Source organism: Halorussus litoreus (assembly GCF_003382685.1).
Lineage (GTDB): Archaea > Halobacteriota > Halobacteria > Halobacteriales > Haladaptataceae > Halorussus > Halorussus litoreus.
The window spans coordinates 1-10,849 of record NZ_QLVG01000078.1 but is presented as its reverse complement, the minus strand read 5'-3'; the positions used below and the strand labels follow the sequence as shown (position 1 = coordinate 10,849).

At 67.8% G+C, this 10,849-nt stretch carries 10 protein-coding genes and 1 pseudogene; 4 read left to right on the top strand and 7 right to left on the bottom strand.

Annotated elements, in window-relative coordinates; translation table 11 throughout:
* Positions 1 to 333: pseudogene (locus DPQ64_RS17855) on the top strand (DNA replication protein); the annotation flags it as partial.
* A 366-nt stretch (positions 334 to 699) separates the two neighbouring features.
* Here the strand turns inward: DPQ64_RS17855 and DPQ64_RS17850 are convergent.
* Together DPQ64_RS17850 and DPQ64_RS17845 are read right to left on the bottom strand one after the other, a co-directional pair.
* A complete protein-coding gene (locus DPQ64_RS17850; RefSeq protein ID WP_115865661.1) occupies positions 700 to 2,964 on the bottom strand; it encodes a CDC48 family AAA ATPase in 2,265 nt (754 codons plus the stop codon).
* The gene (locus tag DPQ64_RS17845; protein ID WP_115865660.1) at positions 2,961 to 3,206 is read right to left on the bottom strand and encodes a DUF7127 family protein; all 246 of its coding nucleotides are present in this window, start codon (positions 3,204 to 3,206) and stop codon (positions 2,961 to 2,963) included. Before DPQ64_RS17845 ends, DPQ64_RS17850 begins: the two co-directional genes overlap by 4 nt.
* A 290-nt stretch (positions 3,207 to 3,496) precedes the next feature.
* Here DPQ64_RS17845 and DPQ64_RS17840 point away from each other — a divergent pair, with 290 nt between their 5' ends.
* Together DPQ64_RS17840 and DPQ64_RS17835 are read left to right on the top strand one after the other, a co-directional pair.
* Positions 3,497 to 4,321 carry an alpha/beta fold hydrolase gene (locus DPQ64_RS17840; protein ID WP_115865659.1) on the top strand — a complete coding sequence of 275 codons (825 nt, stop codon included), beginning with the start codon at positions 3,497 to 3,499 and terminating at the stop codon, positions 4,319 to 4,321.
* A gap of 614 nt (positions 4,322 to 4,935) precedes the next feature.
* Positions 4,936 to 5,178, top strand: coding sequence for a DUF5822 domain-containing protein (locus DPQ64_RS17835; RefSeq protein ID WP_115865658.1), 243 nt, complete (start codon positions 4,936 to 4,938; stop codon positions 5,176 to 5,178).
* Between the two features lie 238 nt (positions 5,179 to 5,416).
* Here DPQ64_RS17835 and DPQ64_RS17830 read toward each other — a convergent pair whose 3' ends face one another.
* The 4 genes from DPQ64_RS17830 to DPQ64_RS17815 form a co-directional block, all read right to left on the bottom strand.
* Positions 5,417 to 5,953 carry an HAD family hydrolase gene (locus DPQ64_RS17830; RefSeq protein ID WP_115865657.1) on the bottom strand — a complete coding sequence of 179 codons (537 nt, stop codon included), beginning with the start codon at positions 5,951 to 5,953 and terminating at the stop codon, positions 5,417 to 5,419.
* Between the two features lie 61 nt (positions 5,954 to 6,014).
* Positions 6,015 to 6,422, bottom strand: coding sequence for a hypothetical protein (locus tag DPQ64_RS17825; RefSeq protein WP_115865656.1), 408 nt, complete (start codon positions 6,420 to 6,422; stop codon positions 6,015 to 6,017).
* 89 nt (positions 6,423 to 6,511) lie between these two features.
* A complete protein-coding gene (locus DPQ64_RS17820; RefSeq protein WP_115865655.1) occupies positions 6,512 to 7,660 on the bottom strand; it encodes an acyl-CoA dehydrogenase family protein in 1,149 nt (382 codons plus the stop codon).
* A gap of 206 nt (positions 7,661 to 7,866) precedes the next feature.
* A complete protein-coding gene (locus DPQ64_RS17815; protein ID WP_115865654.1) occupies positions 7,867 to 8,913 on the bottom strand; it encodes an NAD-dependent epimerase/dehydratase family protein in 1,047 nt (348 codons plus the stop codon).
* Between DPQ64_RS17815 and DPQ64_RS17810 the strand changes: the two genes are divergently transcribed.
* Positions 8,912 to 9,652 carry a helix-turn-helix domain-containing protein gene (locus tag DPQ64_RS17810; protein ID WP_157971777.1) on the top strand — a complete coding sequence of 247 codons (741 nt, stop codon included), beginning with the start codon at positions 8,912 to 8,914 and terminating at the stop codon, positions 9,650 to 9,652. The two genes, DPQ64_RS17815 and DPQ64_RS17810, sit on opposite strands and share 2 nt — an antisense overlap.
* Before the next feature lie 8 nt (positions 9,653 to 9,660).
* Here the strand turns inward: DPQ64_RS17810 and DPQ64_RS17805 are convergent, their stop codons facing one another.
* Positions 9,661 to 10,635: a DUF368 domain-containing protein gene (locus tag DPQ64_RS17805; RefSeq protein ID WP_115865652.1), complete on the bottom strand. Its 975-nt coding sequence runs from the start codon at positions 10,633 to 10,635 to the stop codon at positions 9,661 to 9,663.
* Positions 10,636 to 10,849: the final 214 nt, after the last annotated feature.

Genomic DNA, 10,849 nt, shown 5'->3' with positions numbered 1-10,849 from the left:
GCGCCCGAGGACTCGGGCGCGGCCGACGCCCGCCCGGGTGCGGAGGCGGGTGCGGTCGTGGGCGAGGCCGAAGGGTCGCCGTCCTCGGACGCCGAAGGCGGCGACCCTCCAGATTCGGCGGACTCGACGGACGGCTCGGCGGACGACACCGAAACCGACGACCCGCTCGCGGGCCTCGACGAGCGCACGACCGTCCGGGTCACCGACGACGTGGGCGAGATCTTCGGCGTGGACGAGCGCACCTACGACCTCGCCAGCGAGGACGTGGTGACCCTGCCGGAGGCGAACGCCGAACCGCTGCTCGAACGCGGCGCGGCCGAAAAACTGGAGTAGCGCCTGTTTCTGTGTCGGGTTTTGAGAAAATCGAACAGCGTCAGTCAGCGCTCGGTGACACGTTCCACCGGAGTACACCGTAATTCCACGGGCGCACACCGCAATCGACCGTGAGCGAGGAGCGGTAGCGCGGCGCGAAGCGCCGCGAACGCGCGAGCGGTAACACCGCGAGCGCCAGCGACGAGCGAGCGGACCAAGGAATCCCTCGAAGGCTCGCGCCATCGGCGCGAGCCTGAGGGGGTGACGCCGTGTCTGCGGGAGCGGAGCGACCGCAGGCTCGTCAGAGCGAAGCTCTGACGGTGTTTTTGGTGGGGCTTTTATCAGGGGGGGAGCGCCAACGGCGCTCCCCGACCGCAATAAAAGGTCCTATTGGAAGGTCCTGCCGAGCTGGTCCTGCTCGGTCTCGGGCTCGGCCGAGTCGAACCGTTCCTCGATCTCCTCGTAGTGCTCCTTGGTCTGTTCGTCCACGCTGGGGGTAATCTCGTCGAGCGCCTGCTCGAAGTGCTCCCGGCTCAGGCGGACGTTCCCGACGCTCTCGCCGATGTCCTCGGGGTCCACGGTGGTGATGAACTCCCGGGACGCGGCCATCGACGCCTCGCGGGCGACCGCCTCGATGTCCGCGCCGACGAAGCCGTCGGTCTCCGCGGCCAGCCAGTCGAGGTCGACGTCGTCGGCCAGCGGCTTGTCGCGGGTGTGGACCTCGAAGATGGCCTTGCGGGCGTCCTCGTCCGGCACGGGAACGTGCACGTGCCGGTCGAGTCGGCCGGGGCGCAGGAGTGCGCTATCGATGAGGTCCGGCCGGTTCGAGGTGGCCACGACGACAACGTCTTCGAGCTCTTCGAGCCCGTCGAGCTCCGTCAGCAGCTGGGAGACGACGCGCTCGCTGACCTCCGACCCGCCGCCGGAGCCGCGGCCGCGTTCGCCCGCGATGGAGTCGATCTCGTCGAAGAACACCACCGTCGGGGCGTTCTCGCGGGCCTTGCTGAACATCTCGCGGACGCCCTTCTCGGACTCCCCGACCCACTTGCTGAGGAGCTCGGGGCCCTTGATCGAGATGAAGTTGCTGTCGCTCTCGTTGGCGACGGCCTTCGCCATCAGGGTCTTGCCGGTGCCCGGCGGGCCGTACAGCAACACGCCCTTGGCGGCCTCCATGTCGAGCGCCTCGAACACCTCGGGGTAGTCGAGGGGCCACTGGATCGTCTCGCGGAGCCGCTCTTTGGTGTCCTCCAGTCCGCCGACCTGATTCCACGTCACGTCGGGGACCTCGACGAACACCTCGCGGAGCGCGGAGGGCTCGATGCCCTTCAGCGCCTCCTTGAAGTCACGCTCGGTCACCTGCAGCGAGTCGAGCACGTCCGCGGGAATCTCGTCGGACTCCAGATCGATCTGGGGCCGGATGCGCCGGAGCGCGTTCATCGCCGACTCCTTGGCCAGACTTTCGAGGTCAGCGCCGACGAAGCCGTGGGTGTTGTCGGCGTACGCCTCGAGGTCGATGCCGTCGGTCATCGGCATCCCGCGGGTGTGGACCTGTAGGATCTCGAGGCGGCCCTCGCGGTCGGGCACGCCGATGTCGATCTCGCGGTCGAACCGGCCGGGACGCCGGAGCGCGGGGTCGATGGCGTCCACGCGGTTGGTGGCGGCGATGACCGTCACCTCGCCGCGGGATTCGAGCCCGTCCATCAGCGACAGGAGCTGGGCCACGACGCGGCGTTCGACGTCGCCGCCAGCCTCCTCGCGCTTGGGCGCGATGGAGTCGAGTTCGTCGATGAACACGATGGCCGGGGCGTTCTCGGTCGCCTCGTCGAACACCTCGCGGAGCTTCTCCTCGCTCTCCCCGTAGTACTTCGACATGATCTCGGGGCCCGAGATGGTCTGGAAGTGCGCGTCGATCTCGTTGGCGACGGCTTTCGCCATCAGGGTCTTGCCGGTGCCCGGCGGGCCGTGCAGGAGCACGCCCTTCGGGGGCTCGATGCCGAGCCGGTTGAACAGCTCGGGGTGGCGCATCGGGAGTTCGATCATCTCTCGGACCTGTTCGAGTTCGCCCTCGAGGCCGCCGATGTCCTCGTAGGCGACGTTCGGCGTACCGTCGCCGCCGCCACCCGCGCCGGAGGTGATCTCCTCGGCCGCGCGCTCGCTGAGGTTGATCTCGGTCGAGTCGGTCACGACGACCGTTCCCTGCGGGTCGGTGCTGGCGACCTTCAGCGGGATGGACTGTCCGGAGCCCATGCCCATCAGGCCGAAGCCGAAGGGCACGTTCTGGCCCTTGGTGATGGCCTGCCCGCTGAGCTTGTCGCGGATGTGGGGCGTGATGTCGCCCCGGATCTGGAGGTTCTGGGGGAGCGCGATGGTGACCGAGGAGGCGGGCTTGACGTCGGCCTTCTCGATGGTCACCCTGTCGTCGATACCCACGCCGGCCTCCTGGCGGAGCTGGCCGTCGATGCGGACGACCCCGCGGCCCTCGTCCTCGGGGTAGCCGGGCCAGACGCGAGCGACCGCCCGGCCGCTCTCGCCGCCCTCGATGACCACGTAGTCACCGTTCTCGACCCCGAGTTCGTGCATGGACTGGCGGTCGACTGCAGCCAGCCCGCGACCGGCGTCCTTCTGCTTCAGCGGCTTGACGGTGAGCTTCATTGTCCCACCTCGATAGTGAGCACGCCATTGATGATAAACGCTTCCGCCTCTCCCTCGGGCAGTCTCAGCTCCAACTGGCGCGTCTCGTCGTCGTCTTCGAAGACCACGATGGCCTCGTTGCCAAGAACGTCGACAGACGCCGTTCCGGAGTCGCCGAGGTCGGCCACGAGGACCTCCGCGTCCTCGTACTGGTACCGGCGTGCGAACACGTCGTCGCGTTCCGCGATGTGTTTCAGTGACATTCTAATCCTAACTTCGAGTTAGTTCTTTCTATACTTAAGTCTTTCTACGAGAAATCGCGTGAAGGCGGCGGTATCGGTTCTAAAGGGCTGAATTGCGGTTCGGGTACAGTACGCCAGTCGGACCCCGTGTCCGTGTTGGCCCGGTGTCGATGTCGGACCGGCGCTCATATCTGGAAATCCTCATTTCGGCCCGGGTCCCATGTCAGAGACGAACCCAGCGAACTCGGAAGCTGGGGCCAGCGAAGCCGCGACCGAGGGCATTTTTGGTCCGTGCGAGCGAACCGAACCGCATGAACGAGATCACGCACCACGGCCGGACGACCGCGTACCGCGTGGCCGACCGGGGTAGTGGGAGCCAGAGTACTGGAGGCCAGAACGGTGGAGGGCGGAACGACAGCGACGCCCCGGTGCTGTGCGTCCACGGCTCTGGCGGAACTCACGAGGTCTGGAAGGCCCAGCTCGGTCGATTCGCGGGCGAGCGTCCGGTCGCCGCGCTGGACCTGAGCGGCCATGGCGACTCCGAGGACGTGAACGCCGACCCCGGCTGGGAGACGCTGTCGGCCTACGCCGACGACGTGCTCGCGGTGGCCGCGGAGACCGACGCGAGCGTGCTGGTCGGCAACTCGCTCGGCGGTGCGGTCGCGCTCCACGTCGCAATCGAGCGCGACCACGACTTCGACGGGCTCGTGCTCGCCGGGACCGGCGCGAAGCTCGCGGTGCTCGACGATCTGCGCCGGTGGCTGGAGTCGGACTTCGACCGGGCGGTTGAGTTCCTCCACGGGCCGGACCGGCTGTTCCACGACGCCGACTCGCGGTACGTTCGACTCTCGACCGAGTCGATGCGCGAGGTCGGCCGGCGGGTCACCCGACGGGACTTCGAGACCTGCCACGAGTTCGACGTTCGGGACCGCCTCGACGAGGTGGACGTGCCCACCCTCGCGGTGGTCGGCGAACACGACAAGCTGACGCCGCCGGACTACCACGAGCAGTTGGCCGCCGAGATCCCGGACGCGCGCTACCGCGAGGTGCTCGGCGCGGCTCACCTCGCCATGCTGGAGGAGCCCGAGGGGTTCAACGCGGCGCTCCGAGAGTTTCTGGACGAGGAGGGAATTTAGCAGGAGGAGACGGCAGCAGCTTCTCAAGGTGAATCGAAATTCCGGCGTGCGCTGACTCGTCGTTCTTCTTCGCGTGCGCTGACCTCCTCTCTGTCATCTGGCGCGCGTTTGGGCGCGGCGCGCCCTAGCGTGCGAGGTCTGCGCGAGGGAACCGAGCGCAGGCTCGGCAGTCCCAGCCCGCGCAGCCCGCAGGCCGAGCAGGATCGTCTGCCGGTGGAGCCGACCGCGTTCATGCGGTCGGCGAGGCTGGGGCGGTCTGAGAGGCTCTCGCGGTTGCGGTGCCGTGCGGTTTCTCCTATGCCTCGGGAGTAGCTAGCTTCACCGAGCTTTCGATCTCCGATTTCGTTTCGGTGAAGCTAGCTACTGCCTCGACACATGAGAACCGCAACCGCTACCGCAGGCCTCACACCTCCCCAGCCTCCTCGCTCACTCCGTTCGCTCGTCGCTCGCGCGCGTTGCTCGCGCGCCGGGGTGAAATATAAAATAGAATCACGCACCAGAACAGAATCACGCAAACAAGCCACGTTCATCTCGTCGGTGATTCGACATCCAGAAACCTACGTCCGCCGAGCGAGACTGCAACGTTTAAGCCCCGAGAGCCATCGATTCCAGACGTGCCGGAACCAGTCGAGACCCACGACCCCGACGGCGTCGATTACGGGTGGGTGATGCAGACCACCTTCGTCCTCACCATCGTCGTGGGAGCACCGATAGTCGCCCTCGTCGCGTGGCTCGCGGGCGTCTCGCTCCCGACGTGGGCCGCCCGCGCGGAGTTCGCCATCCGTGTGGGCGCATTCGTCTGGTTCCTCGTCGCGACCGGCGTATTTCTCTACGCGCGCAGGGAACAACGGGAGTAGGGCAGCTAAGCTCGATGTGATGGAGTTGAACTCAGGAGGTCAGTTACTGCGAATACTTTTTTGAAAGCCCCCGCCCGGCGGTTCATCCCATCGAGCGCGCCCAGTGGAAAGTCCCCAAGCGCTTCCGGTACGAAGGGTCACCGAGCGCGTCCGGTAGAATGCGTCGAGAAGTGCTTTCGGTGAAACGCATCACCGAGCGCGATCCGTTTTCGAGCCAGTTCGCGTCAACTCGACGTTCTCACACCCACTCGAATCGCGTCCCGGCGCGCTCGGCAGTCTCCTCGTCGCTGGGCGAGTCGCCGACGAACAGCGTCTCTTCCGGATCGACGCCCAACTGCTCGACCGCGGCGAGCAGCGCACGCGGGTGAGGCTTGCGCTCGGGCACGGTACCGCGCCCGACCACCGCCTCGACGTGGTCGGTCAGGTCGTGCTCGTCGAGCGCGATGCGGACCGCCTCGTAGTGGTTGAGCGAGCAGACCCCGACCGGAATCTCGCGCTCGGAGGCCTCGTCGGCTAGCGCGAGCCGCCGGGAGTTCTCGGCACCCTCGCGCTCGGCGTCCGCGATGAGGGCGTCGGCCTCGTCGCCGACGCCCGCGTCCTCCGCGGCGTCGAGGAGCGCCCACGAACTCAACGGGTCGGCGTCCACCCCCTCGCGCTCCAGCAGGTCGGCCAGTCGGCGCTCCACTGACTCCCAATCGACCGCGAGCCGGACCAGCGTGCCGTCGAGGTCGTAGACGACCGCTCGGGGAGCAGGATCCGCGTCGTGTCGGGTCACGGCCGACGGTAGGACCACCGCCGAGAAAGAAATGTCGGTCGAACTGGCTCTTGTGGACCTCTCAGTCGAGCGCGTCCTCGATGGCCTCCACGATGGCGGTCACGTCGGCCTCGGGGTCGCAGGTCGCAAACAGGCCCTGCTGGCCGACAAGCACGCGCACGAGCACCACGTGGTCCATGTAGGTGACGAACGAGCGCACGCCGCCAGCGCCCCGGAACAGGTCGCTGAACAGGTCGCGCTCGGTGAAGTCGACGTGGACGTACGAGTGGACCTCCTCGAAGTGGTCGCGCATCTCCTCGGGGTCGTCGCCGTACAGCGACATCGTCAGCTCGTCGGCGTAGAGCGTGTGGAACTCGTCGGGCGTGTACTCGATGGCGAGGTTGACGGCTCCGTCGCCCACCCGTCGAGCCGCCGCGAGCGCGTCGTCGGCGTCGAAGTCCACCAGCGTGGAATCCTCGGAGATTTCCATCTCGTTCGGGAACTTTCAACCGGGGGCGATAAGTGTAACGTTATTTTTAGCGACTTCAACAACTTCGCGAGGAATCGAAAACGGGTCGCTCACTCCAGCAGGTTGCGAGCCACGACCTTCTTCTGGATCTCGCTCGTCCCCTCGTAGATGGTCGTGATCTTCGAGTCCCGATACAGTCGCTCGACGTCGAAGTCGGTGGTGTAGCCGTAGCCGCCGTGGATCTGGACCGCCTCGTTGGCCACGTCGACCGCGGCCTCGCTGGCGAAGTACTTCGCCATGCTGGCGGCCATCTCGACGCTCTCGCCCTCGTCCTCGCGACGAGCCGCGTCGCGGGTGAGCAGCCGGGCGGCCTCCAGATCCGTCTTCATGTCGGCGAGTTTGTGCCGGATGGTCTGGATGTCGGCGATGGGTCTGTCGAACTGCTCGCGCTGCTTGGCGTACTCGACCGCCTCGTCGAGCGCGGACTGGGCCAGCCCGACCGACTGGCTGGCGATGCCGATGCGCCCGCCCGTCAGGATGTGGAACGCAGCGGAGAGTCCCTTGCCCTCCTCCGTCAGGCGGTTATCGGCGGGAATCCGCACGTCGTCGAAGATCAGGCTCGTCGTGTCGCTCGCTCGCAGCCCCAGTTTGTCCTCCTTCTTGCCGACTTCCAGCCCGTCGGCGTCCTTCGGAATCACGAACTGCGTGACCGAGCGGGGGTCCTCGCGGTCGGTCTTGGCGAACAGCACGACCACGCCCGAGCGCCGGCCGTTGGTGATCCACTGCTTCTTGCCGTTGATGACGTACTCCTCGCCGTCGCCGCCGTCCGAGCGCTCGACTCGCTTTGCTTCGGTCGTCATTTCGGCGGGGTTCGACCCCGCCTGCGGTTCCGAGAGGGCGAACGCACCGACCGGTCGCCCGTCGACCATCTCGGGGAGCCAGCGCTCCTTCTGGTCGTCGTCGCCGAACTCCGCGATGCAGGAGGTCGCGAGACAGTGGACCGACAGCGCGGTCGCCACCGACAGCGCGCCGTACGCGACCTCCTCGTTCACGAGGCTGTAGGTGAGCCGGTCGACGTCGAGCCCGCCGTACTCCTCGGGCACCGTCATGCCGGTCAGGTCCAACTCCGCCAGCCCGTCCCACACGTCCTCGGGGAACGTCTGCTCGCGGTCGGTCTCGCCCGCGACCGGGCGGATCTCCTCGACCGCGAACTCCCGCACGACGTCGCGGATGGCCTGCTGTTCGTCGGAGAGGTTCATACTCGGAGTGTGGAGCGGTGCGTGGAAAAAGTTGCCTGTTCGGGGTTCGGAAATCGTGTTCGGGGATGCAGTTAGGATGGGATTTACAGTACTGTCTCGAAAATCGCTGATAGTCGAGACAGCAAGCTAGCTACTGCTTGCGCCTCGGAGAGACCGCACAACACCGCAACAGCCCCGGACCGCAATCGAGTGACTGCGGCCGCGAGCTACGCCTCGATTGCGGACCTCTCCGCCCCGCGCCACTCGTACCCATCCGGCGTCTCCGCGAGCGTGCCGTCCGCGGTCCACCGTTCGACGACCGCGTCCAGCCCCTCCCGGTAGGTCGGATGCTCCGGCTCCCAGTCGAAGTCCCGGCGGAACCGCTCCGCGCTGGTCGGCATCGAGTTCGTGAGCAGGCGCACCGTGTCCTCGCCAGCGAGGTACTTCGCCAGCCAGCCCGGTATCCGGCGGGGCTCGGACGCACCGAGTCGCTCGGCGAACGACCGCAGCAGTTTCGCGGTCGTCACCGGCTCGTCGTCCACGACGTGGTACAGCCCCGCGGCGTCGCCCTCGACCGCGGCTGCGAACGCGGTCGCGGCGTCGTCGGCGTGGAGCAGCGACAGTTCGGCGTCGCTTCTGCCGAGCAGGCCGCCGCCGAGGATTGGCAGTTTCCCGGCCAGCAGCTGCTCGCCGAAGGTCCGGGTGTGCGCGGAGTCGTGGCTGTAGAAGAACCCGCACCGCAGGATCACCGAATCGAAGCCAGACTCCTCACCTCCTGTCGCGCCACCGGCTTCGCGGGCGATGCGCTCGGCGTCGAGCGCCGAGCGGGTGGTGCGGTCCGGGTGCGGGTCGGCCGACTCGTCGAACGCCGAACCGTCAGGTTGTCGGGCGACCCACACCACGCTCGCCTGCACGAACCGGTCGGCGTCTGCCTCGGCGGCCACCGCGGTCAGGTTGCGCGCGCCCTCGCGGCGCACCCGGCCGTTTTGCTCCCACTCGTCGGCGGTCGGCTTCTGGGCAGTCGGTATCGCGGTCGCTGCGTGGACCACGGCGTCGATTCCGTTACCGGAATCGACGCCGTGGTCCACGCAGGCGTCGCGGAGCGAGTCGCGGTCGAGCACGTCGCCACGCCGGGGGAGGCCGCCCCGCGAGCGCACCAGTTCGTCGCCCGAGTCGTCTCTGGTCAGTCCGATCACCTCGTGGCCGCGCTCGGCGAGTTCGGCCACGAGTCGGCGGCCGAGCACGCCGGTCGCGCCCGCGACGAAGACGTTCATGCGAGAAGCGTCGAGCGCCGGAACGGTAGCGATTCTGCCGAATCCGCACGGCGGTTTTATAAGCCCGGCGGGCGACCGCCACGACGTGCGCCGCCTCCAGCTGACGTTCTACGCGCCCGACGCCGAGGTCCATCCGGTTCACACGATGCTGGCCGAGCGCGAGTACGTCGAGGCCGCCGAGATGGTCCACTGGAACATGGTCGGCGAGACCATCACGCACGTCTTCCACGTCGAGGGCGACCGCGAGGCGTTCGCCGCGGACCTCGAAGGGACGCCCGAAGTGCTCTCGTCCGACTTCGCGCCGGGGGCCGGGCGTCGATTCTACGCGACGGTCCGGGCCGAGACCACGCCGCTGCTGCGGGAGCTCTTCGAGACGTACCGCGCGGGCGGCGTCGTCGTCACCTCGCCGCTCGAACACACCGACGACGGCGGGGTCACCTTCGAGCTGGTCGGCGACGCGGCGGCGTTGCAGGCGCTGAACGACTCGGCACCCGAGGAGATAGAGTTCGAGATCGAGCGCGTCGGTCCCACCGCAGCCGACCCCGACTCCGTGGTTGCCGCCCTCTCGCCCCGCCAGCGCGATGCGGTCGAGGCAGCGCTCGCGCTCGGCTACTACGACGTGCCACGGAGCGCGAGCCACGAGGACGTCGCCGAGGAGTTGGACTGCGCGCCGAGTACGGCCTCGGAGCATCTCCGGAAGGCCGAGTCGAAGGTGCTCCGGGCGTTGTTCGAGCAGTAGAACAGTTCTCAGTCGTCGTGCGCCGCGGGGGTCCGCTCCGCGCCCGAGTCGCCGCCGTACTGCAGGTCGTCGGTGTAGTGGTCCATCAGCAGGACCGCGGCCGCACCGACGAGTCCGGCGAGCAGGACGGCGGCCACGCGTGCGACCGGCCACGCGCCCTCGGCCGCGACGACCCGCTCGGCCGGCAGTCGGAGCGCTCCGACCATCAGCGCGACGAGGAAGGTCAGCGTGAGTTGGCGGTGGCGGTCGAGCGCCCACTCCACGACGCGGGCAAACGTGAGCACGCCGACCGTCGCGCCCGCGAGGAACCACACGATGCTGACGAGCGAGCCGACCGCGTCGGCCAGCGGGCCGCCCCGCGTGAACTCGACCGCGGCGTCGATGAAGTCGTGGAGCGTCCCGATCATGAACTCGTACTGGCCGAACAACAGCAGCAGGAACGACCCCGAGACGCCCGGCAGCACCATCGCGCTGATGGCAATCGCGCCCGCGACGAACAGCACCGGCGCAGCGTGGGAGACCGCCGACCCCTCCGAGACGCCCGCCAGCAGGAACGCAATTACGAACCCGACGACTGCGACGACCTTCTCGCCTGGCGTGTCGATCCGGAACTCGCCCCAAAGTGCGACTGCGGAGGCCGCAATGAGCCCGAAGAAGAAGGCGTACAGCATCGCCTGATTCGACTGCCGAATCGCGTCGATGATGCCCGTCACGCCGATCACTGCGGTCGCCATGCCCGCCACCAGCACCACGAGGAACCCGACGTCCATCTCGCGGAGCATCGCGGCGATCCGACCGCGCGAAGCAGGGTCGTAGATCCTCGGCAGGTCGGCGACCACCCGCGGGTCGAACGCCGCGATGGCTCCGACGAGTCGGTCGTAGATGCCGGTGATCAGCGCGATGGTGCCGCCCGAGACGCCCGGTATGCCTTCGGCGATACCCATGAATACGCCCTTCAGGTAGACGGAGAGCCACGCTCGCATTGACTGTCGGCTACGCTCACCGCGCGGAAAACGGTTTGCTTTCAGGGTGGTCCGTCGGATAGTCGCAGTGCGCCTGGACCGCCCGAGTCAGCGTCTCAGAGTCGGACGCCTGCGTCAGCGCCTCCGAGTCCGCCATTCCGCGATTCTGCGTCCCTCGTCATTCTGTCCCCCCGCGATGCGGCCCCGGCGACCGACTCGACGAGGCGGGGGCCGG